At 64.2% G+C, this 22238-nt stretch carries 24 protein-coding genes; 4 read left to right on the forward strand and 20 right to left on the reverse strand.

Features of this window, described 5'->3' with window-relative positions:
- The first annotated feature begins 98 nt into the window (after positions 1-98).
- The 3 genes from IE083_RS02225 (at position 99) to IE083_RS02235 (ending at position 5572) form a co-directional block, all read left to right on the forward strand.
- Positions 99-1886, forward strand: a complete 1788-nt coding sequence (locus tag IE083_RS02225; RefSeq protein WP_189352015.1) for a M61 family metallopeptidase — start codon at positions 99-101, stop codon at positions 1884-1886.
- A 79-nt stretch (positions 1887-1965) separates the two neighbouring features.
- On the forward strand, positions 1966-4599 hold the full coding sequence (gene pepN, locus IE083_RS02230; protein ID WP_189352016.1) for an aminopeptidase N: 2634 nt from the start codon (positions 1966-1968) through the stop codon (positions 4597-4599).
- An 82-nt stretch (positions 4600-4681) separates the two neighbouring features.
- Positions 4682-5572, forward strand: a complete 891-nt coding sequence (locus IE083_RS02235) for a DMT family transporter (protein ID WP_189352017.1) — start codon at positions 4682-4684, stop codon at positions 5570-5572.
- 18 nt (positions 5573-5590) lie between these two features.
- Here the strand turns inward: IE083_RS02235 and arsA are convergent, their stop codons facing one another.
- The 6 genes from arsA to IE083_RS02265 form a co-directional block, all read right to left on the reverse strand.
- Entirely contained in the window at positions 5591-7372 is a 1782-nt protein-coding gene (arsA, locus tag IE083_RS02240; protein WP_189352018.1) for an arsenical pump-driving ATPase, read from the reverse strand.
- A gap of 14 nt (positions 7373-7386) precedes the next feature.
- A complete protein-coding gene (gene arsD / locus IE083_RS02245; protein WP_189352019.1) occupies positions 7387-7746 on the reverse strand; it encodes an arsenite efflux transporter metallochaperone ArsD in 360 nt (119 codons plus the stop codon).
- A gap of 35 nt (positions 7747-7781) precedes the next feature.
- Complete coding sequence (locus tag IE083_RS02250; RefSeq protein WP_229799556.1) at positions 7782-8219, reverse strand: protein-tyrosine phosphatase family protein; 438 nt, start codon at positions 8217-8219, stop codon at positions 7782-7784.
- 11 nt (positions 8220-8230) lie between these two features.
- On the reverse strand, positions 8231-8710 hold the full coding sequence (locus IE083_RS02255) for an arsenate reductase ArsC (RefSeq protein ID WP_189352021.1): 480 nt from the start codon (positions 8708-8710) through the stop codon (positions 8231-8233).
- Positions 8711-8714: 4 nt separating this feature from the next.
- Entirely contained in the window at positions 8715-9086 is a 372-nt protein-coding gene (locus tag IE083_RS02260; RefSeq protein ID WP_189352022.1) for an ArsR/SmtB family transcription factor, read from the reverse strand.
- A gap of 188 nt (positions 9087-9274) precedes the next feature.
- Positions 9275-9754: an Lrp/AsnC family transcriptional regulator gene (locus IE083_RS02265; protein ID WP_229799557.1), complete on the reverse strand. Its 480-nt coding sequence runs from the start codon at positions 9752-9754 to the stop codon at positions 9275-9277.
- Positions 9755-9889: 135 nt separating this feature from the next.
- Here IE083_RS02265 and phhA point away from each other — a divergent pair, with 135 nt between their 5' ends.
- A complete protein-coding gene (gene phhA, locus IE083_RS02270; protein WP_189352024.1) occupies positions 9890-10780 on the forward strand; it encodes a phenylalanine 4-monooxygenase in 891 nt (296 codons plus the stop codon).
- Positions 10781-10850: 70 nt separating this feature from the next.
- Here the strand turns inward: phhA and queE are convergent, their stop codons facing one another.
- The 14 genes from queE to aotJ (IE083_RS02340) form a co-directional block, all read right to left on the reverse strand.
- On the reverse strand, positions 10851-11486 hold the full coding sequence (queE, locus tag IE083_RS02275; RefSeq protein ID WP_189352025.1) for a 7-carboxy-7-deazaguanine synthase: 636 nt from the start codon (positions 11484-11486) through the stop codon (positions 10851-10853).
- Between the two features lie 10 nt (positions 11487-11496).
- Positions 11497-12507, reverse strand: coding sequence for a 6-pyruvoyl trahydropterin synthase family protein (locus tag IE083_RS02280; protein WP_189352026.1), 1011 nt, complete (start codon positions 12505-12507; stop codon positions 11497-11499).
- 1 nt (position 12508) lies between these two features.
- Positions 12509-13201: a 7-cyano-7-deazaguanine synthase QueC gene (gene queC / locus IE083_RS02285; protein ID WP_189352027.1), complete on the reverse strand. Its 693-nt coding sequence runs from the start codon at positions 13199-13201 to the stop codon at positions 12509-12511.
- 224 nt (positions 13202-13425) lie between these two features.
- On the reverse strand, positions 13426-13995 hold the full coding sequence (locus IE083_RS02290) for a YceI family protein (RefSeq protein ID WP_189352028.1): 570 nt from the start codon (positions 13993-13995) through the stop codon (positions 13426-13428).
- Positions 13996-14015: 20 nt separating this feature from the next.
- Positions 14016-14558, reverse strand: a complete 543-nt coding sequence (locus IE083_RS02295) for a YceI family protein (RefSeq protein WP_189352029.1) — start codon at positions 14556-14558, stop codon at positions 14016-14018.
- A 21-nt stretch (positions 14559-14579) separates the two neighbouring features.
- Positions 14580-15116 (reverse strand): cytochrome b, encoded by a 537-nt coding sequence (locus IE083_RS02300; protein ID WP_189352030.1) that lies wholly within the window; start codon positions 15114-15116, stop codon positions 14580-14582.
- Entirely contained in the window at positions 15117-15566 is a 450-nt protein-coding gene (locus tag IE083_RS02305; RefSeq protein ID WP_189352031.1) for a MarR family winged helix-turn-helix transcriptional regulator, read from the reverse strand. It lies immediately after the preceding gene.
- A 149-nt stretch (positions 15567-15715) separates the two neighbouring features.
- On the reverse strand, positions 15716-16690 hold the full coding sequence (locus IE083_RS02310; protein ID WP_189352032.1) for a GlxA family transcriptional regulator: 975 nt from the start codon (positions 16688-16690) through the stop codon (positions 15716-15718).
- Between the two features lie 82 nt (positions 16691-16772).
- Complete coding sequence (locus IE083_RS02315; RefSeq protein ID WP_229799558.1) at positions 16773-17588, reverse strand: ABC transporter ATP-binding protein; 816 nt, start codon at positions 17586-17588, stop codon at positions 16773-16775.
- The gene (locus tag IE083_RS02320) at positions 17585-18712 is read right to left on the reverse strand and encodes a succinylglutamate desuccinylase/aspartoacylase family protein (RefSeq protein ID WP_189352033.1); all 1128 of its coding nucleotides are present in this window, start codon (positions 18710-18712) and stop codon (positions 17585-17587) included. Before IE083_RS02320 ends, IE083_RS02315 begins: the two co-directional genes overlap by 4 nt.
- Positions 18713-18721: 9 nt before the next feature.
- On the reverse strand, positions 18722-19453 hold the full coding sequence (locus IE083_RS02325) for an ABC transporter permease (RefSeq protein ID WP_120812007.1): 732 nt from the start codon (positions 19451-19453) through the stop codon (positions 18722-18724).
- The gene (locus IE083_RS02330; protein ID WP_189352034.1) at positions 19450-20139 is read right to left on the reverse strand and encodes an ABC transporter permease; all 690 of its coding nucleotides are present in this window, start codon (positions 20137-20139) and stop codon (positions 19450-19452) included. The genes IE083_RS02325 and IE083_RS02330 overlap by 4 nt, the downstream gene beginning before the upstream one ends.
- Before the next feature lie 81 nt (positions 20140-20220).
- Positions 20221-20985, reverse strand: a complete 765-nt coding sequence (gene aotJ / locus IE083_RS02335) for an L-arginine-binding protein AotJ (RefSeq protein WP_189352035.1) — start codon at positions 20983-20985, stop codon at positions 20221-20223.
- Positions 20986-21055: 70 nt separating this feature from the next.
- Positions 21056-21814, reverse strand: a complete 759-nt coding sequence (gene aotJ / locus IE083_RS02340) for an L-arginine-binding protein AotJ (protein ID WP_189352036.1) — start codon at positions 21812-21814, stop codon at positions 21056-21058.
- Positions 21815-22238: the final 424 nt, after the last annotated feature.

Consider the following 22238-nt stretch of genomic DNA (forward strand, 5'->3'; position numbering starts at 1 on the left):
GTCTGTCTTGACTTGGGTCAAGCCGTCACCCGGCCTGCTTTCGGCAGGACATGGTGCTAGAATCCCCCACTTTCCCTTCCTCGCTCCGGGTTCGTGTCATGACTGTTGCCGTCCGCTATTGCATTTGTCCGCTTGATCCGCAGGCGCACCTGTTTGAAGTTTCCCTGACCATTAGACAGCCGGCAGTTGCCGGGCAAGTGCTGCGCCTGCCGGCATGGATTCCCGGCAGCTATATGATCCGCGAGTTCGCGCGCCACATCGTGGCCATCCGTGCCGAGAGCGGTAAGAAGGCGGTGGCGCTGCAGAAACTGGACAAGCACAGCTGGCAGGCAGCACCGGTCAAGGGCGTGCTGACCGTGCACTACACCGTGTACGCCTTCGACCTGTCGGTGCGCGGCGCCTACCTGGACCAGCAGCGCGGCTTCTACAACGGCACCAGCGTGTTCCTGCAGGCCGACGGCTTCGAGCACGCGCCGTGCGAGGTGGATATCCTGCCGCCGGCGGACAAGGCGCTGGCCAAGTGGCAGGTGGCGACCAGCCTGCCGGCGCTTGACGTCAAGAAATCCGGCTTCGGCCGCTACCGTGCGGCCAACTACGACGAGCTGATCGACCACCCGGTGGAGCTGGGCGAGTTCGAGCGCATCACCTTCAAGGCCTGTGGCGTACCGCACGAGTTCATCGTCTCCGGCCACTGCCAGGCCGACCTGAAAAGGTTGGCCGCAGACAGCAAGCGCATCTGCGAGTGGCAGATCCGTTTCTTTGGCGAGCCGGCGCCGTTCGAGCGCTATGTGTTCATGCTGTTCGTCGGCGGCGACATCTACGGCGGGCTGGAGCACCGCGCCTCCACCGCGCTGGTGGCCAGCCGCGACGACCTGCCGGCACCAGGGTTGGCCGCAGGCGAGATCGGCGACGGCTACCTCAAGCTGCTGGGCCTGATCAGCCACGAATACTTCCACAGCTGGAACGTCAAGCGCATGAAGCCGGCGGCGTTCACCCCTTATGACCTGAACCGCGAGGGCCACACCACGCTGCTGTGGGCATTCGAGGGCATCACTTCCTATTACGACGACCTTACGCTGCTGCGCTGCGGCCTGATCGACGACAAACGCTACCTCGGCCTGCTGGCCAGGACCATCAGCGGCGTGGCGCGTGGCAATGGCCGTAGCAGGCAGACGCTGGCCGACTCCAGCTTCGACGCGTGGACCAAATACTATCGCCAGGACGAAAACAGCCCCAACAGCATCGTCAGCTACTACACCAAGGGCGCATTGGCGGCGCTGGCGCTGGACCTGCACATCCGCCGCGAAAGCGGCGGCGCCAAGAGCCTGGACACGGTGATGCGGGCGCTGTGGCGGAAGTGGCTGGCCGACGGTCAGGGCCTGGCGGAAGACGAGTGGGAGCGTGTGGCCGAAGAGGTGACCGGCCTCAAGCTCGGCCAGTTCTTCGACATGGCGATCCGTTCCACCGCCGATTTGCCGCTGGCGGAACTCCTCGCCACGCAGGGGGTTCAGATGCAGATGGTGGCGGCCGACAGTGCCAGCGACAGCGGCAGCGTGGTCGACGAATTCCGTGCCGCGCCGTTGCGGCCAACCCTGGGGGTGAAAACCGCCGGCGATGCGCTGGGTGTCAAGCTGGTGTCGGTGCTGGATAGCGGTGCGGCGCAGGCGGCCGGGCTGGCTGGCGGTGATGTCGTCATTGCCGTCAACGGCGTGAAAGTCGCCGATCTGGACAAGGCGCTCGGCCGCTGCCGTATCGGCGATACGGTGAAAATCCACGCCTTCCGCCGTGATGAACTGAACAGTTACAAGGTAACGCTGGCTGCGATGGCTGCCGATACCTGCCGCCTGCGCCTGCAAGACGGTGGCGCCGGCTGGCCGATGCATTAACCGGGGACGCTTTCGCGTAAACAATAAGGAGGGCGGGCAGTGCGCTGATCCGTCCCGTACCCTACACAGGAAACACGGCATGAGCCAACAAGCCCAAATCAAGTACCGGCAAGACTATCAAGTACCGTCCTATCTGGTGGACAAGATCGACCTGACCTTCGACATCCTCGACGACAATCTGGTGCGTGTGCGCTCGCGCCTGATCGTGCACCGCAATCCGGCAGCCACTGCGGCCAACGTGCTGCGGCTGGACGGCTCGGCCACGCTGCTGTCGCTGCAGCTGGATGGCGAGGCACTCGGTGCCGATGCCTACCAGCTGGATGCTGACGGCCTCAGCATCGGCAACGTGCCGGACAGCTTCATCCTCGACGTGGAAACCGAGATCGATCCGGTGGCCAATACCAGCCTTAACGGCCTGTATGCTTCCGGCGGCAGCAACTTGTATACCCAGTGCGAGCCGGAGGGCTTTCGCAAGATCACCTTCTATCCCGACCGCCCGGACGTGATGGCCAAGTTCACCACCACCATCATCGCTGACAAGCAGAAGTATCCGGTGCTGCTGTCCAACGGCAACAAGGTGGGCGAGGGCATGGCCGACAAGAAGCGGCACTGGGTGAAGTGGGTCGATCCGTACAAGAAGCCGTCCTACCTGTTCGCGCTGGTGGCCGGCAAGCTGTCGGCGCTGAAGGACAGCTACATCACCGCCAGCGGCCGCCGTGTGGCACTGGAAATCTGGACCGTGCCGGCCGACCAGGACAAGGTCGAGTTCGCGATGGGTGCGGTCAAGCGCTCGATGCAGTGGGACGAAGAGCGCTTCGGCCTGGAGTACGACCTCGACATCTACATGATCGTCGCCGTCGGCGACTTCAACATGGGGGCGATGGAGAACAAGGGCCTCAACATCTTCAACACCTCGGCGGTGCTGGCGCGGCAGGACACCGCCACCGACGCCGACTTCGAGCGCGTCGAAGCCATCATCGGCCACGAGTACTTCCACAACTGGACCGGCAATCGCGTCACCTGCCGCGACTGGTTCCAGCTATCGCTGAAGGAAGGCCTGACCGTGTTCCGCGACCAGGAGTTCAGCTCCGACCTGCACAGCCGCGCGGTGCAGCGCATCCAGGATGTGAAGAACCTGCGCCAGCTGCAGTTTCCGGAAGACGCCGGCCCCACCGCGCACCCGATCCGTCCGGACAGCTACATCGAGATGAACAATTTCTACACCATGACGGTGTACGAAAAGGGGGCCGAAGTGGTGCGCATGTATCACACCCTGCTCGGTGAAGAAGGCTTCCAGAAGGGCATGGAACTGTATTTCAAGCGCCACGACGGCCAGGCGGTGACCTGCGACGACTTCCGCGCCGCGATGGCCGACGCCAATGGCGTGGACCTCACCCAGTTCGCGCTGTGGTACAGCCAGGCCGGCACCCCGCGGCTGACAGTGCGCGGCGACTACGATCCGGTCGCGCTCAGCTACACCCTGCACCTGACGCAGCACTGCCCGGCGACACCGGGGCAGGACGACAAGCAGCCGTTCCACATTCCGCTGGCGCTGGGCCTGGTTGGCCGCGACGGCCAGGACCTGCCGCTGCAACTGCAGGGCGAGGCCGAGGCGGGCGCCACCACCCGCGTGCTGGACGTGCGTGCCGCCGGGCAGCACTTTACCTTCGTCAACGTCGCGCAGCAGCCGGTGCCGTCGCTGCTGCGCGGTTTCTCGGCACCGGTAAAGCTGGTGTTCGACTGGCGCGACGACGAGCTGGCCTTCCTGATGGCCAAGGACAGCGACCCGTTTGCGCGCTGGGAGGCCGGCCAGGCCTACGCCGAGCGCCTGTTCAAGCAGCTGATCGCCGAGCACGCCGCCGGCACGCCGCTGCAGCTGGCTGAAGGTTTTGTCGAGGCCTTCCGGGCGGTGCTGCACGACCACGAGGCCGATGCCGCATTCAAGGCGCTGATGCTGACGCTGCCGTCGGAAGCCGAGATCCTGGAAATGGTCGACGTCGCCGATCCGGCACGCATCCACGCGGTGCGCGAATTCGTGCTGGCATCGCTGGCGCAGGCGCTGCGCGGCGAGTGGCACGAGGCCTTCGACATCAACCAGTGTGGTATCTACCAGCCGGACGATGCCGGCCGCCGTGCGCTGAAGAACCTGGCGCTGGCGATGCTGACGCGCCTCAGCGACGCCTGGCCGGAGGAAGCGGCCGGGCAGCAGTGCATGAATGCCGACAACATGACCGACCAGATGGGCGCGCTGCTGGCGCTGCGCGACCGCGACGGCGATGTCCGCACCGACTGCTATCTCGCCTTTGCCGAACGCTGGCAGGACAACGCGCTGGTGATGGACAAGTACTTCAGCCTGCTGGCCAGCAGCCAGCTGCCGTGCACGCTGGACCACGTGAAAGCCGCGATGACGCACCCGGCGTTCACTCTCAAGAACCCGAACAAGGCGCGCGCGCTGCTGGGCAGCTTCGGCCGCAACATGCTGCATTTCCATGCTGCAGACGGCTCCGGCTACCAGTTCCTCGCCGGGCAGATCATGCTGCTGGACGACATCAACCCGCAGGTAGCCAGCCGGCTGGTAACGGCCTTCAACCGCCGCCGCAAGCTGGAGCCGCAACGCCAGCAGCTGATGACCTCTGTCCTGCAGCAGATCCTGGCCAAGCCGGGGCTGTCGAACGACGTGTTCGAGATTGTGTCGAAAAACCTGACGGCATAAAGCGTACAATGCTGTCCTGACGCGGGCCGGATGCTTCCGGCCCGTTTTTGTTTCCTGTTTTCTTGCGGCCAACCTATCCATCATGTCTGTCGTTTCCGACCGTACTGCCAGCGTATTGATGCTGCTGGCGCTGTGGTTCGCCTGGGGGACCAACTGGGTGGTCACCAAGCTCGGCCTGGCCTACGCCAGCGCCTTCCAGCTCGGCCTCGGCCGTACCGTGCTCGCCATCGCCACGCTGGCGCTGATCATGCACGCCACCGGCCGCCGCTTCACGCCGACGCCGTTGCGGCCAACCTTCTGGCTGGGGCTGACGCAGACCGCCGGCTTTGTGGTGTTCACCAATCTGGCGCTGGTGGCCGGTGGGGCCGGCAAGGTGTCGGTGCTGTGCTACACCATGCCGTTCTGGACGCTGCTGCTGGCGCGGCTGTTCCTGCACGAAAAGCTGGCGCCGCTGCAGTGGCTGGGCGTGGCGCTGGCCCTGGTCGGGCTGCTGGCGATCCTCGAACCGTGGGATCTCGGCGGCAACTGGCTATCGGACGCACTGGCGATCAGCGGCGGCCTGGTGTGGGCCGGCTCGGCGATCATCGCCAAGAAGCTGCGCGCGCAGCACCAGGTCGATACCCTGGCGCTGACCTTCTGGCAGATGGTGTGGGGCACGCTGGTGCTGGCGCTGCTGCTGCCGCTGTTCCCCGGGCGCGACATCCAGTGGGGCTGGCCGCTGCTGGGCGTGCTGCTGTTCTCCGGCGTGCTCGCCGGCGGCCTGGGCTGGCTGGTGTGGATGCTGCTGCTGTCCCGGCTGTCGGCCGGCATGGCCGGGATGAGCATCCTGGCGATACCGGCGGTGGCGGTGCTGATGGCGTGGCTGCTGCTGGCCGAGGTGCCCAGCCACGCCGAGGCGCTGGGCATGCTGCTGATCGCCGCCGCGCTGATCCTGATCTCGCTGTCCGCGCTACGGCGCGAGTGGCGGCGCTAGCTGCCAGGACACAGGGCGTTACAGCGGTCTGCGCGCCTTGTCGGCAGGGTTGGCCAGTTGCAGCAGTCGCTCGACGCCGATCGGCTCCTGCTTCAGCAACGGCACCACGGCATGGCGTGTGGCATGGTGCGTGGCTACGGCATCGATTTCCTTCAGCTCGTTTTGCGCGCGCTGACGCAGCAAGGCGGCACCGGGCCGACTGGCGGCCACACTGTTGTTGATCACCCACGCCCAGGGTTCGATGCCGGCGCGACGCAAGTCCTGCTGCAGGTTGACCGCTTCCAGCACCGGGGTCGTTTCGGCCAGGGTGGCGATCAGGACCTTGGTCTGCTTGGGATCCTGCAGCTGCATCATCGGGGTGGTGAAGTGCAGGCCCTTGCTCCCCATCTGCCGGGACACCTCGCGGTGATAGGCACCGGTGGCATCCAGTAGCAGCAGCGTGTGACCGGTGGGCGCGGTATCCATCACCACGAACTTCTTGCCGGCTTCGCGGATGGTGCGCGAGAAGGCCTGAAACACCGCGATCTCTTCAGTACACGGTGAACGCAGATCTTCCTCCAGCAGCGCCCGGCCTGCGGCATCCAGCCTGGCGCCCTTGCTGGCCATCACTTCCTGGCGATAGCGCTCGGTTTCGTCATGCGGGTCGATACGGCTGACCGCCAGATCGGGCAACGAACCTTCCAGTGTTTCGGTCAGATGCGCGGCGGGGTCTGAGGTGGTCAGATGGACAGGCAGGCCGCGATGCGCCAGCTCGACAGCGACGGCTGCGGCCAACGTGGTCTTGCCGACGCCGCCTTTGCCCATCAGCATCACCAGCCCGTGACCGTCGGCGGCAATGTCGTCCACCAGGGCAGACAGGCTTGGCGCACTCAACAGGACGGCGGGTGGGAGCGTGACCTGTTCCGTCGCCGGATTGTCGTCCACCAGCAATAGCCGCAAGGCATCCTGCCCGACCAGGTTGAATGGCTTGAGGGCCACATAATCGATAGGCAGGGACTGCAGTACCGCCGGCATGGCCGCCAGTGCCAGTTGCTCGCGCTGTGCAATGGCAGCCGCCAGTTCATCCTGTTCGATCGCCGACTGCGGCAGCTGGCCGTTGATGATCAGGTACTGTTGCGACAGGCCAATCGCAGCCAGCTCCTCGTGTGTGCGTGCCACTTCGCGCAGCGTGGCGCTCTGGGCTCGCGCCACCAGTACCAGCCGGGTACGCAGCGGGTTGGCCAGTGCATCCACCGCCGCCTTGTACTGCACCCGCTGTTTTTCCAGACCGGCGAGCGGCCCCAGGCAGGAGGCATCGCCTTTACCGGCCTCCAAAAAGCCACTCCAGGCCCCCGGCAACTGCAGCAGGCGGATGGTGTGGCCGGTGGGGGCGGTGTCGAAGATGATGTGGTCAAAATCTGCTGTCAGCGGTGATTCGATCAGCAGCGCGGTGAATTCGTCAAAGGCGGCGATCTCGGTGGTGCAGGCCCCGGACAGTTGCTCCTCGATGCCCTTGACCACCGCTTCCGGCAGCACGCCTCGCACCGGGCCGACGATGCGGTCGCGGTAGGCCTGCGCCGCGCCTTGCGGGTCGATCTCCAGTGCCGACAGCTTGGGCACGGCTGGTATCGCGGTGATGTGGTTGCCGATGGCGATGCCGAACACCTGGCCCACGTTGGAGGCCGGGTCGGTGCTGACCAGCAGCACCTGCTTGCCGTCTGCGGCCAACTGTACGGCCGTGGCGCAGGCAATCGAGGTCTTGCCGACCCCGCCCTTACCGGTAAAGAACAGGAAACGTGGCGGTTGATCGAGGACGCGCATGCGGAGCCTCCCGCTTAGCAGCAGCTGCTGCCGGAGCAGCAACTACCGGTTGACTGCGAGGTAGCGATCTCTATGATGCCGGCCCAGTGTGCCAGTTCCTTGCGGGTCGGGTAACGGCCCGCCATGGCCACTTCGCCGTCGACCAGCACCAGCGGCAAGCCCTCCTGGCCGGAGCGCTCCAGAAAGCCTTTTACTACGGCATTGTCAGCAAACGCCAGCGGTTGCTGTGCGAGGTTGAAGCGCTCGATCTGTGCACCGTTCTGCCTGGCCCAGTCCACGTCGGCGGAAAAATTCACCAGCGCCTGGTCAATGTCTACACCACAGACACCCGTGCTGCAGCACAGTGCCGGATCAAAAATCTGGATGGTTTTCATGGCAATCCTTTCTCACATTCCGTGTGGCAAGCCGATCAGGCTTGCGGGTATAGCTGCTGTAATGCCGCACGCTGGGCAGGTTTCATGCTGATGACCGGACGGATCGCCTTGGCCCTGGCCTCGGCCTCATCCAGGGTCTGGCACAGGCCCAGCTCCAGCAGCACGCCAACGGCGACGGTGCCGGTGCGGCCCTTGCCGCCGCCACAGTGGAAACCCACCTTCCGACCCGCACGATAGGCGGCCACCACCGCGTCGATGGCGGCCTTGAACAGGGCTACCTGATCCTGGGCGGGATCATCGCCCAGGGGAATCCTGGTCCAGGTCACGTTGGCCGCGGCGCAGCCGGTGGATTCTTCGCGCAGGTCCACAATCACTTGCACGCCATCCTGCTCCACCATGGCGGCAACGTCGCCCGCCCCGCCCAGGTAGACATGACCGGCAATCAGCTGGTGGTAGCTTTTTTCTTCGCTCATTTGCTTCATCCTCACGGTAGCAGGCTGCCGATACGATCCAGCTCGGCCTTGAGGCGGGCGCGATCTTGCTGTAGCTCGTCCAGCGGCAGCGCCAGGAAGGCCTCGATACGGGTGCGCAGGATGCGATAGGCGGTCATGAACGCGGCATCGATTTCCTCGTCGGAGCCGGTGGCGTGGGCCGGATCTTCCACCCCCCAATGGGTGCGCAGCGCCGGTCCCAGGTAGGCCGGGCAGGTTTCGCCGGCGGCACTGGCGCAGACCGTGATCACGATGTCGGGCGTGGCCGGCAGCTTGTCCCAGGACTTGCTGGCGTAGCCCCCGGTCGACATCCCTTCACGCGCCAGCAAGGCCAGCGAACGCGGATGTACCTGGCCGGTCGGCTGACTACCGGCACTCATGGCCTTCCAGCCGGCGGGAGCCAGATGGTTGAAGGTAGCTTCGCCCAGGATGGAGCGACAGGCGTTACCGGTACACAGAAAAAGCACGTTCATGAGGTCAACTTTCCGTTTCAATCTTGGGTAATGGAGGGAGAACGGCTTCCGGGCAGCAGGAGTCGGTACGGATCTCGGCGCATTGCTCGGGATGACCCGCACAGCACTCTTCGGTCAGGTAGGCGATCAGCTCCAGCATCAAGGGCAGATTGGCGTGGTAACGCTGGTAACGCCCTTCCTGCGCCACCGATACCAGTCCGGCATGCGTCATGCCCTTCAGGTGGAAGGACACATTGTTGGGGGGCAAGTCGAGCGCGCTGGCGATCTGGCCGGCCACCATGCCTTCCAGGCCGCGCTTGACGAGCAGGCGATAGATGTCCAGCCGGATGCCGGAAGACAGCGACTCGAATACCTGGGTGGCGGTTTGTTTTTCCATGCATCAACTATACAAGAATTGTTGAAATATACAAGAATACCCCTGCCGCATGACCGGGCCGTCTGCCATCTGTTTGCTGCCGATGCGAAAGCGCACTGCCTCCGGCCCCGTCGTACCGGCGCCTATCCGTACTCCGGAGCGGGCCGCTTGCTGGGCCGCGGCGCGCCAAAAGTGGCAGGCCGCCTGGCCTAGCGCCGCTCCGGCAGCGGCAGGCGTGTGGTGTGCTTGATCGGCTCCAGCGCTACCGTCGATTTCACGCTGCGCACCAGCGGCAGCGTCATCAGCTTGTTCATCACGAAACGCGACAGCGACGGCAGGTCCGGCACCACGATGCGCAGCCAGTAGTCGGCCTCGCCGGCCACCGCGTAACACTCCAGCACTTCCGGCAGGTCGGTGATGGCGCCGGCGAATTCGCGGATGGACGCCTCGCCGTGACGTTCTAGACTGACATTAGCGAAGGCCGTTACCGACAGGTCGAGCAGGTCGGGACGCAGCGCCAGATGGTAGCCCTGGATCACGCCGCATTCTTCCAGTCGCTGGATGCGGCGGCCGATCTGCGATGGCGACAGTGCGATGTCCTGCGCCAGCTTCTGGTGGGTGGCGCGTGCGTCTTTCTGCAGCGCCTCCAGAATCTGGTAATCGAAACGGTCGAAGTCGATATTGCGCATTTTGTGCATATTCCGGTTTTTGGTGCGGAAAGTATGCAAATAAACCGTGTCGATGGCAAATATTGCGGCCAGCCCGCAGTATAGTGCGTTTACAGTGCAGGTTCCGGCCTTACTGCCGCCCATACAGGAAGACCGATGATGGAGACAACCCCGTTTACCGTGCCGGACATCACCGCCCGCAAGAATGTCGGCCTCGACCACGCCGCCGACTTCACCCTGCCGCAACCGCTGGAACGCTACAGCGCCGAGGATCACCAGACCTGGGCCACGCTGTATCGCCGCCAGTGCGAGATGCTGCCCGGCCGCGTCTGTGACGAATTCCTCGCCGGTCTGGAGGCGCTGGTCATCGATGCCGACCGCGTGCCGGACTTTGCGCGCCTGAACCTGAAACTGGCCGCCGCCACCGGCTGGCAGATCGTGGCGGTGCCGGGGCTGATTCCGGACGAGGTGTTCTTCGAGCACCTGGCCAACCGCCGCTTCCCGGTGACCTGGTGGCTGCGCGAGCCGCAGCAGCTGGACTACCTGCAGGAGCCGGACGTATTCCACGACCTGTTCGGCCACGTGCCGCTGCTGATGAACCCGGTGTTTGCCGACTACCTGCAGGCCTACGGCCTGGGCGGCATGAAGGCGAAAGACCTCGGCGCGCTGCCGCTGCTGGCGCGGCTGTACTGGTACACGGTGGAGTTCGGCCTGATCGACACGCCGCAGGGGCTGCGCATCTACGGCGCCGGCATCGTGTCCAGCAAGTCGGAATCGGTGTACTGCCTGGACAGCGACAGCCCGAACCGCATCGGTTTCGACCTGCTGCGCATCATGAACACGCGCTACCGCATCGACACCTTCCAGAAGACCTACTTCGTGATCGACAGCTTCCAGCAGCTGTTCGACGCCACCGCGCCGGACTTCACCGCCTACTACCGGCAGCTGCAGGGCGTGGCGGCGCACGGCGCCGGCGACGTGTTGCCGCAGGACCGGGTGTTCCACCGTGGCTCGCGCGCCGGCTGGGCGGAGACCGGCGACATCTGAGCAAGGTTGGCCGCAACGCGCGCAAAAAAAGCCACGACCCTGGCCGTGGCTCTTTGCTGGTGTACCGCGTTCAGCGGATGTTGGTCACCTTGTGCGTCTGCACCGACAGCCGCCACTTTGGGTGCGCCATGCACCAGGCGATGGCTTCCTGCGTGTTCTGCCGCTGCAGCGGGCTGTCCATCGGCTGCAGGTAGTAGTGCTCGAACTGCAGGTCGTCCGGCAGCTCCGGCGGCAGCAGCGTCGGCTGCGGGAACACCAGTTTCAGCTCGTGGCCGCTTTTCTGTACCCAGTCGGCGCCGGCCTTGGGGCTGACGCAGATCCAGTCGATGCCGGCCGGTGCCGGCAGGCTGCCGTTGGTTTCCACGGCCACTTCGAAACCCTGCGCGTGCATGGCGTCGACCAGCGCATCATCCAGCTGCAGCAGCGGCTCGCCGCCGGTGAACACCACGTAGGGTTGGCCGCCGACGCCGTGCCATTCGGCGGCGATGCGTGCGGCCAGCGTGGCGGCACCGGCAAACTTGCCGCCGTCGTCGCCGGTACCGACAAAGTCGGTATCGCAGAACCGGCAGATGGCCTTGCTGCGGTCTTCCTCGCGGCCGGACCACAGGTTGCAGCCGGAAAAGCGGCAGAACACCGCGGCGCGGCCGGCCTGGCGGCCTTCGCCCTGCAGCGTGTAGAAGATTTCCTTGACGGTATAGATGGTCATGGCCGCCTCCTTATAGCAGCGGCCACTGCATGTCGCCGCGGAAGGTCTGCGACACGCCGCGTTGCGGGGTTTCCATCAGGTCGATGCGGGACAGCTCCGGCACCAGCAGCTTCAACTCGCCGTGTACCCATTCGGCAATGCTGGCAGCGTCGGCGGCACGGATGCCGGGCAGCCTGTCCAGCGGGTTGTGATCCAGCTGGCGATAGATGGGCTTGAAGCGATCCTTGACATCGCCGAAGTCCAGCACCCAGCCCATCACCCGGTCCACGCTGCCCTGCAGCAGCAGGCGGATCAGGTAGCTGTGGCCGGTGTAGTTGCCGGCGGCGTCGAACGGCACCGCGCTCTCGAAGTGCTGTTCCTTCCAGATGCGGAACGTTTCGCCATCGAACTGGCTGCCGGCAGTGTGCGTTTCGCGCACTTCCACCCAGGCCAGACCGGCAAGGTTGGCCGCAAGCTCGCGGTACAGCCATGCTGCCATCACTTCGCTGGTCGGGTTGTCGAGGCCCGCGATTGCGTTCAGGTATTTGTGGTTCAGCCGTGCGAACAGCGGCGGCCACGCTTTGAACAGGATGTCGTCGAGGCTGTTCTGGCCGGCGTCGGCGACGATGCGCACGCCGAAGCCGTGGCCGTGCAGGCGGCCGCACTTGTGGCCGGGGCCGACGTGCGGCAGCTGGTGCGCGGCCTCGAAGCGGGTGTCGGCATAAACGTATTCATTGCCGTCTTCATCCAGCAGCACGCCGCGATCGGCGGCGCTGGCCAGCTGCAGGCTGACCGGCTGGCCGCACTGCGAAGCGAGGTAGCGTGCGATCGACAGGTCGCTGCCGTCGGCCAGCGTGGCATTGACGTGGGCGTAGTGGAACGGTGCCACCGCGGCGGCCAGCTCGGCATGCAGTGCCGCCTCGCTGCCGGGGTGAGCGTCGGCGCGCACCAGCACGCGGAAGCTGTGGCCGTGCTCGCCGATACCGGCGAGGTGACGCGCCGCCTCGAAGCTGGCACCGGCCAGGATATGGCTGCTGTTCATGTCAGTGTCCCCCGCTGCGCACGACGAGCGGGTCGGCGACGCCGGCTTCGGCAAAGCCCCTGGCGCGCAGCTCGCAGGCGGCGCAGTGGCCGCAGGGCGGCACTTCGCCGTTGTAGCAGGTGTGGCTCCAGGCCAGCGCGTCCATGGCGCCGACCTGCTGCGCCAGCTGCACCGTTTCCGCCTTGCTCATGAACATCAGCGGCGTGTGCAGGGTGACGCGGCTGTCCATACCCAGGCGCAGCGCCAGCTCCAGCGCCTTCAGCGTGTTCTCGCGGCAGTCCGGGTAGCCGGAGTAGTCGGTCTGCGCCACGCCGGTGACCACGTGTTCGATGCCGCGGGTGTAGGCGAGGGCGGCGGCGAAGCTGAGGAAGATCAGGTTGCGGCCGGGCACGAAGGTGTTGGGCAGCGTGGTGTCGGCGTCGTCGCGGGCGCCCTGTTCCGGGGTGATGGCATCGTCGGTCAGCGCGTTGCCACCGATGGCGGCGAAGGTGTCGATCGGCAGCAGGGTCTGGCGCACGCCGGCCATGGCAGCCACTTTGCGGGCGGAGTCCAGCTCGATGCGGTGGCGCTGGCCGTAGTCGAAGGTCACGGCCTCGACGTTGGCCGCACCGAATTCGCGCAGCGCCCAAAACAGGCAGGTGGTGGAGTCCTGGCCGCCCGAGAGGACGACCAGGGCTTTGGAGGTCTTGTTCATGATTCCGTCGAGAAACAGTCGAGGTGAATTAGGGATGGCACACACGGGATCGGTCTCTCCCGGCATGGTTAACCCGTCATCTTAACTCACTATAAGCTGTTTTTGCGCAGCATTTTGCCAGGCGGCCGCGGCTGGTGCCTGGTGCCGTAAGGTTGGCCGCAACAAAAAAGCCGCCAGCAGGCTGGTGACTTTGTCGACTCCCTTGCGCTTTGGCGCGGGCCGGCTTAATCGGCCTTGCCCGCTTCCAGCGCGATGCTCAGCTTCACTTCATCGCTGACGGCCGGGATGAAGGCCTTCATGCCGAACTCGCTGCGTTTGATGGTGGCTACCGCATTGGCGCCCCAGCTGTCCTTGCCGGTCATCGGGTGCTTGGCCTTGTTGACGTTGACCAGTTGCAGGGTGACCGGCCTGGTCACGCCCAGCAGGGTCAGCTTGCCTTCTACCGCGGCCGGCTTGTTGCCCTTGAACAGCACCTTGTCCGACTTGTAGGTCAGCGTCGGGAACTGCTCGACGTTGAAGAAATCGGCGCTCTTCAGGTGCTTGTCGCGATCGGCGAGGAAGGTCTGCAGCGAGGCGGCGTCGATGCTGATGTCGACGTTGCCGCTCTTGGCCGCTTCGTCCACGCTCAGCTTGCCACTGATCTTGGTGAACACGCCGCTCTGGCTGGACAGGCCGAGGTGGCCGACTTCGTAGGCGGCGTAAGTGTGGCCCGGGTCGATGGTGTAGCTGACCGGGGCGGCAAAGGCCAGACCGGCAGAAGCAATAAGGGTCGCAAACAGGGTGGTACGGATCATGGTTATCACTCCGGGGTGGATCAAGGGTTGGCTACGACAAGACGGAAACGCAGGTCGACAGTGTCGGCAACGGTGCCGGTGTCGCTCCAGCTGCCTTCACCGATCCTGAAGGCGAGCCGGGAAATCGGCAGGGAGCCGTCGATGCTGACGGCCTTGCCTTGGGCTGTGGCGGTGAATGGTGCGCTCAGCTCGCGGGTGATGCCTTTCAGCGTCAGCTTGCCGCTGACCTGGTAACGGTTGCCGCCCAGCGGCTTGATGCTGCTGGATACGAAACGGGCCTGGGCGAACTGGGCGGTGTTGAACCAGTCCTTCTTGCGGGCTTCGGCGTTGGCGTCGGCGGTGGGCAGGCTGATGCTGTTCATGTCGATGCTGATGTCGGCGCTGCCTTGCTCGGCCTTGGCCGGGTCGAAGCTGACCTTGGCGGCGAATTTCTTGAAGCTGCCGGATACCGGCACGCCCATCTGTTTCATGGTGAACACGAGCTGGCTTTTGCCAAGGTCGACATTCTGGGCAAACACCGGGCTGGCCAGCAGCAGGCCGGCGGAAATCAACAGGGCTTTCATCGGGGGCTTTCGTCCTTCGGGTTAACGACGCAGGCTCATGCGTTGCAGCAGACCGTCGCGGTCAATAAAGTGGTGTTTCAGTGCCGCCAGCACGTGAAGGATCACGGTGATCAGCAGCAGCCGGTTGAGCAGCTCGTGCACTTCGCCCAGCTGTTCCGCGAGCGCAGGGTTGGCCGCAATCAGGTCCGGCAGCGGCAGCACGCCGAACAGCACCACCGGGAAACCGTAGGCCGAGCTCATCAGCCAGCCGGACAGCGGCACCGCCAGCATCAGCACGTACAGCGCCAGGTGGGCAGCGTGGGCGGCCAGCCTGGCCAGTGGCGACATGGTGGCCGGCAGCGGCGGCGCACCCTTGAGCAGGCGCAGCACGATGCGCAGCACGACCAGCAGCAGCACCAGCATGCCGCCCCACTTGTGGTAGCTGATCAGCTGGAACTTGGCCGGTGACAGCGGCAGGCCGGCCACGTACTTGCCGAAGGCAAAGGTCAGCACGATCAGCAGGCCGATCACCGCGTGAAGCAGGATCTGGCTAGGGTGGTAACGTTGCTTCATGTTCATTCAGGACTCCAGTTTTGCCGTAATGGCCAAACGCAGGCCGGCCAGCGTGGCCGTGATCTGCTTCAGTTCTTCTTCACTCATCGCATCGAATGCGCCATCGCAGTGGCCGGTGACGTCCGGGAAGGTGGCACGGAACACGCTGTCACCCTCGGCGGTCAGCGCCACGAACAGGCTGCGCCGGTCATTGGCATCGACACGGCGGCTGATCAGCCCCTTGTCCAGCAGCCGGTCCAGCACACCGGTCAGCGTGCCCTTGGTGATCAGGGTGCGGCTGGAGAGTTCCTTGCAGCTCATGCCCGGGGTGTTGCCCAGCGTCGCAATCACGTCGAATTGCGGCGGTGTCAGGCCGTGGCTGCGGATGCGGCTGCTGCTCAGCTGCTCGAACGCCTGGTAGGTGCGTACCAGTTCGCGTACCAGCGCCATCGAACGGGTCACACTGCGCTGTTGCATGGAAGTGGTCATCGCGGATTTGGTTCTCGTCAGGATAGTTTTAGTTAGTACAAAATAAAACACAGCATTTCTGAGTATCTATTCAGAAAAACTGAATGAGTGAGCAGGGCGGGGCGTTGCGGCCAACCTTGGCCGCAACGGGGTGGGGCTTAGCCCTGGGTGCGCTGTGCGCGTTCTTCGCGCGGCGTGATGTTGAAGTGGCTGCGGTAGGTGCTGGAGAAGTGCGGGCCGCTGGAGAAGCCGCAGGCGAGGCCGATCTGCACGATGGACTTGCTGGTCTGCTGCAGGAGCTGGCGCGCGCGATTCAGGCGCAGCTCCAGATAGTACTTGGACGGCACGGTGCCGAGGTACTGTTTGAACAGCCGCTCCAGCTGGCGCCGCGACACGCCGACGTAGTAGGCGATGTCATCGGTGGTCAGCGGTTCCTCGATATTGGCCTCCATCAGGCTCACCGCCTCGGTCAGCTTCGGCTGGCTGCCGCCGATGCGGGTGGCCAGCGGGACGCGCTGCCGTTCGCTGCCTGGGCGCAGCCGTTCCATGCTGAATACTTCCGACAGCTGCGCGGCGAATTCCTGGCCAAGGTTGGCCGCAACCAGCGCCATCATGAAGTCGAAGGTGGCGGCGCCGCCGGTGCTGGTCAGGCGGTTGCCGTCGATCTCGTACAGGTTGGACGATACGATCACGTCGGGGAATTCGTCCGACAGGCGGCTGATTTCCTGCCAGTGGATGGTGGCGCGGTGGCCGGCCAGCAGCCCGGCACGCGCCAGCCAGTAGCTGCCGCAGTTGATGCCGGCGAGCATGGTGTGTTCGCCAAGCTGGCTGCCGATCACGCGCGCCAGCTCGTCGGCGGCGATGTCGATGCCGACTTCATCGGCCAGCACCACCAGCACGTCCAGCTTGGGCGCGTGGGCCAGCGGCAGGTCCACCGCCAGGCGCAGGCCGTTGCTGAGCGTGACCGGCAGGCCGTCCAGCGACAGCGGCAGGAACTCGTAGCACTTTTTTTCCGCCAGCTGGTTGGCGCGGGTCAGTACCTCGGTGGCGATGGCAAAATCGGCCATCGACGCGTTGGGCAGCAGCAGGAAGCCGTAGCGGACGGGTTTGGTGCCGGAAGTTACGTTGACCATGTTCAGCAATCTGGAATAAGAAGGCGCCATGCCGAGTTTATCGTCAGCATGGCGCTTGCTTGTCAAGCGGCGATTGTACGGCTTATTTCAGGCTGCCGGACAGGAATTGTGCCAGACGTTCGCTTTTCGGCTTGGCCAGCACCTCCTTCGGATGGCCCTGTTCTTCGATGCGGCCCTGGTGCAGGAAGATGACATGGTTGGACACCTCGCGGGCGAAGCCCATCTCGTGGGTCACCACCACCATGGTGCGGCCTTCGCGCGCCAGGTCCTGCATCACGCGCAGCACTTCGCCAACCAGTTCCGGGTCCAGCGCCGAGGTCGGCTCGTCGAACAGCATCACTTCCGGCTCCATCGCCAGCGCGCGGGCGATCGCCACGCGCTGCTGCTGGCCGCCGGACATGTGCGACGGGTACTTGTCTTCCACGCCCTTGAGGCCGACCTTTTCCAGGTACTTGCGGGCACGGGCGATGGCTTCATCCTTGGGCACGCCCAGTACGTGGATCGGCGCCTCGATGATGTTTTCCAGCACCGTCATGTGCGCCCACAGGTTGAAGTGCTGGAACACCATCGCCAGCTTGGTGCGCAGGCGCGCCAGCTGTTTCGGGTCTTCCGCCTTCAGCGCACCGTTGCGCTTGTCGGTGACCAGCTTCAGCGTTTCGCCGGTGACGGCGATGGTGCCGCTGTGCGGCTGTTCCAGCAGGTTGATGCAACGCAGGAAGGTACTCTTGCCGGAGCCGGAAGAGCCGATGATGCTGATCACGTCGCCGGCACGGGCGGTGAGCGAGACGCCCTTGAGCACCTCGTGGCTGCCGTAGCTCTTGTGTAGGTCGATGACGTTCAGTTTGGTGTTGCCATCAGCGGCGGCGCCGACGGCGAGATCGTGTTCTAGCGGTTTCATGCTGATAGCAACTTTCCGGTTTTAAAGGATTCAGGGGTGGCCACCTTGGCCAGCCACTGGCCGGTAATGGCGTAGTGGCGGCTTTCGGTGGCGTAGAGCATGCCGGGACGGCTGGCGCGCAAGGTGGTGACGCGGTCGTTGACCGGGTCGATGATATCGGCGATGGTATCGCCGGCGGCCACGATGGTGCCGGACTGCAAGTGGTAGTGCACCACGCCGGGATGCGGCGCCAGCAGGCTGTCGGAGCCGGCCAGCGGCGTTGCCGGGTAGCGCAGCTCCGGCAGCGCCGGGGCGGTGCCGGCAATCACGCCGCGGTGCTGCAGGAAGGCGATGATGGCGTCGGCATCCTGTGCCGCCAGCGCGTGGCTGACGTCGGCCTGGCCGCGCAGCTCGATGGTGACGGCGAGGCAGGCCATGTCGATGGCGGCGTCAAGGTTGGCCGCAGTCGCCATGTCGCGCAGTTGCCACCACAGCTGGCTGCAGGCCTCGTCGAACGGGTTGTCGCCGGATTCCTCGGCCAGCAGCGTGGCGGCGGCACCGATATAGCGTGCCAGCGGTTCGCACTGTTCCCACAGCGGCGTGCCGGTGTACAGGTGCATCGCCGCGGCGCAGTCGCAGTGCAGGTCCAGCACCACGTCGGCGTCACAAGCCAGCGCCATCAGTGTCTTGCGCTGCGCGGCCAGCTCGCTCGCAGGCGCAATGGCGGCGACCTTGCTGCGTAGCCGCTCGCGGATCAGGCGGGTGTTGGCGCGGGCGTCCTGGCCCAGTTCCGCTTTCAGCTCGTGAAAAATGTCGGCGGCAAAGGCCGGGTAGTGGCGGTTGAAGTTCTGGCCGCTGGCCAGCTCGAAGCGGCCCAGCATCACGCTGTTCAGGTTCTGGTCGAGGCCGATCGGGTTGGCGACCGGCACCAGCACCACTTCGCCCTGCAGGTGGCCTTCGGCCTCCAGTGCGGCCAACCTTTGTTTCAGCTGCCAGGCGGTGAGCATGCCCGGCAGTTCGTCGGCGTGCAGGCTAGCCTGGATGTAGACCTTCTCGCCCTGTCCGGCGCGGCCAAAGTGAAAACTGCTGATCTGGCGCGCAGTGTTCAGGCTGATGGGCGGCAGCGGATGATCGATTCTGTGCATGACGACTCCTTAGTGCTTGCGCGGCGCCAGGTAGGCCAGCCAGCGCTGTTCGGCCTTCTTGAACAGCCAGACCAGGGCAAAGGTCATCACCAGATAGATGCCGGCCACGGTCAGGAACGGCTCGAACGGCATGTAGGTATCACTGAACACGCGGCGGGCGACACCGGTCAGGTCGGCGAGGGTCACCAGGCCGGCGATCGAGGTCGACTGCATCATCATCACCACTTCGTTGCTGTAGGCCGGCAGTGCGCGGCGCAGCGCGGACGGGATCACGATGCGGCGCATCATCAGCCACTTGCCCATGCCCATCGCCTTGGCCGCCTCGATTTCACCGTAGTGGGTGTTGCGGATCTGGCCGGCGAGGATCTCGGTGGTGTAGGCGGCGGTGTTCAGCGTGAACGCCAGGATGGCGCAGACGTAGGCTTCGCGCAGGTATTCCCACGCCCAGCTGTCACGTACCCAGTCGAACTGCGACAGGCCGTAGTAGATGATGAACAGCTGCACCAAGAGCGGGGTGCCGCGGAACACGTAGGTGTACAGCCACACCGGGCGCGCAACCCACTTGTTGCGCGATACCAGCATCAGCGCCATCGGCACCGCCAGCAGCAGGCCGAAGGCCAGCGACAGGCCGAGCAGTTCCAGCGTCAGTTGCAGGCCGTCGGAGGTGGACATGATCGGGGCGCCGTCAGTGCCGCCGAGGAAGGCCGGGAAGCGTTCGATAATCAGGTTCAGGTCGATCACAGTTCAGTCTCCCGTACGCCGGTGGAGTAGCGCTTTTCCAGACGCTTGAGGGCAAGATCGGACACGCTGGTGATGGCCAGGAAAATACAGCCGACCACGGCGTAGACGGTAAACGGCTCCTGGGTGATGGATTTGGCGGTATCGGCGCGGTACATCACGTCGTTGAGGCCGATCACCGACACCAGGGCGGTGGATTTCACCAGCACCAGCCAGTTATTGGAGAAGCTCGGCAGCGCGAAGCGCACCATCTGCGGGAAGGTGATGCGCAGGAACACGCGCAGCGGGCTCATGCCGTAGGCGAGGCCGGCTTCCATCTGGCCTTTGGGCACCGCCATGATGGCGCCGCGGAAGGTCTCGGTCATGTAGGCACCGAAGATGAAGCCGATGGTCATCACGCCGGCGAAGAAGGAGTTGATCTCCGGTGCTTCCCAGCCCATCTGCGCAAACAGCTCGTTGATCAGCATCTGCACGCCGAAGAACAGCAGCAGCATCCACACCAGGTCGGGTACGCCGCGCACCACGGTGGAATAGACTTCTGCCAGCCACGCGAGCGGCTTGGATGGCGACATCTTGAACATCGCTCCGATCAGGCCCAGTACCACGGACACCAGCAATGCCGACACTGCAACCTGCAGGGTCAGAATGGTGCCTTCCATGATGCTGGGCAGGTAGCCCTGTAGAAACATGGTATTACTCCGTTTTTTGCGTCTGGACGCTGCGGCCAACCTTGGGGTTGGCCGCAGCAGCACGGTATTGCCCGCTGGCGCTTACTTGCCGTAGATGTCGAAGCTGAAGTACTTCTTCTGGATCTTGTCGTAGCTGCCGTCGGCACGGATCTGCTTCAACGCACCGTTGATGCGTGCCAGCAGTGCCTTGTCGCCCTTGCGCACGGCAATGCCGGAGCCGACGCCGAAGTATTTCGGATCGTTGTAGTCGGGGCCGACCAGGGCAAAACCCTTGCCGTTCGGGGTCTTGACGAAGTCGGTGTCACCCACCGCGGCATCGACGAAGGCGGCGTCGACACGACCGGCCTTCAGGTCCATGAACGATTCCGGGGCCTTGCCGTAGCTCACCAGCTGCGCACCCTGCTTGGCAAAGGTGTCGCGCGCGTATTTTTCCTGGATCGAGGACCGCAGCACGCCGATCTTCTTGCCCTTGAACCAGGCCGCGTTGATCTGGGCGCCTTGTTTGGCCACCAGGCGGCTGGCCATGTTGTAGTACTTGTCGGAGAAGTCGACCGCCTTCTTGCGCTCTTCGGTGATGTTCATCGACGCGATCACGGCGTCGAATTTCTTCGCGTTCAGTGCCGGGATGATGCCGTCGAAATCCTGGGGCACGATCTCGCATTTCGCCTTCATCACCGCGCACAGCGCCTGGGCGATGTCAGGATCGAAGCCGGTCATCTTGCCGTCGGCACCCTGTTTCGAAAACGGCGGGTAGCTGGCATCGGTGGCAAAACGCAGGGTTTCTGCGGACACGGTTGCGGACAGGGCAAGGGCAAGCGTGCCTAGCGCGAGCAAAGGCTTCTTCATGGATTCTCCGACAGGATATTTTTATAGGTGTGAAAACCCCGCCTTCGGCTGAGGGCGGGGTAGGGGTGGCTTAGTTGCCGTACACGTTAAAGCTGAAGTACTTGTCCTGTACTTTCTTGTAGCTGCCGTCCTTGCGGATCTGGGCGATGGCCTGGTTCAGGCGCTCGGTCAGCTGCTTGTTGCCTTTTTTCACGGCAATGCCGGCACCGTAGCCGAAGTACTTGCTATCGCTGTATTCCGGGCCGACGAAGGCAAAGCCCTTACCTTGGGCGGATTTCAGGAAGTCGGTTTCACCTACCACCGAATCGACGAACATGCCGTCGATACGGCCGGATTTCAGGTCGAGGAAACCTTCTGGTGCCTTGCCGTAGGAAACGATGGTGGCGCCGCTCTTGCCCCAGAAATCCTTGGCGAATTTTTCCTGGGTGGATGCGCGCAGCGCACCGATCTTCTTGCCCTTGAATGCGGCCTGGTCGACCTTGGTGCCGGCCCTGGCGATCATGCGGCTGGGCGTGTTGTAGTACTTGTTGCTGAAATCGACCGCCTTCTTGCGCTCATCGGTGATCGACATCGACGACAGGATGGCATCGAACTTGTTGGCGTTCAGTGCCGGGATCAGGCCGTCCCAGTCCTGCGGCACGATCTGGCAGGTAACTTTCATTGCGTTGCACAGCGCGTAGGCGATGTCCACGTCGAAGCCCTGCAGCTTGCCGTCGGCACCCTGCTTGGCGAACGGCGGGTAGTTGCCGTCGATGCCGAAGCGGACGGTGTCGGCGTGGGCGGTGACGGCAGTCATGGCGAGTGCAGCCAGAACAAATGCTTTTTTCATGTGTTTCTATCTCTCTGAAAGTGAAGGCTTCCCCGGGCAGGAGCATGGCACCCGGGTTGTCACGTGCTGCCGTGCAAACCCCGGTATTTCGAGCCGGTCGCGGCCCTTCCCTTTGGTGCTGGATAACGTTTTGTTGTTTTGCCGCCTCCTCTGTCGGGAGGCAGGCAAATGTTGGCACGCAACGCTGCGACGTACAATCCACCACCCGTCATACCCGGGGTCTGCACGATGAGGGGGCGCATTCTACCGGTTTTTTGTTTGCTTTGGAAATGCGTTTGATATCAATGAGTTGTTGGGTTATTTCGGCAAAAAAGGTAATGAATGTCCTATGGTCATTCTGTAATTTGCCGTCGCATTGTTGTAATGGAAAATGTGCAACTGGCACCCTGTCCGACAATCCCCCGCCTTTTGTTTTGTGCAGTGC

The organism is Vogesella fluminis, assembly GCF_014652335.1.
Classification (GTDB): domain Bacteria; phylum Pseudomonadota; class Gammaproteobacteria; order Burkholderiales; family Chromobacteriaceae; genus Vogesella; species Vogesella fluminis.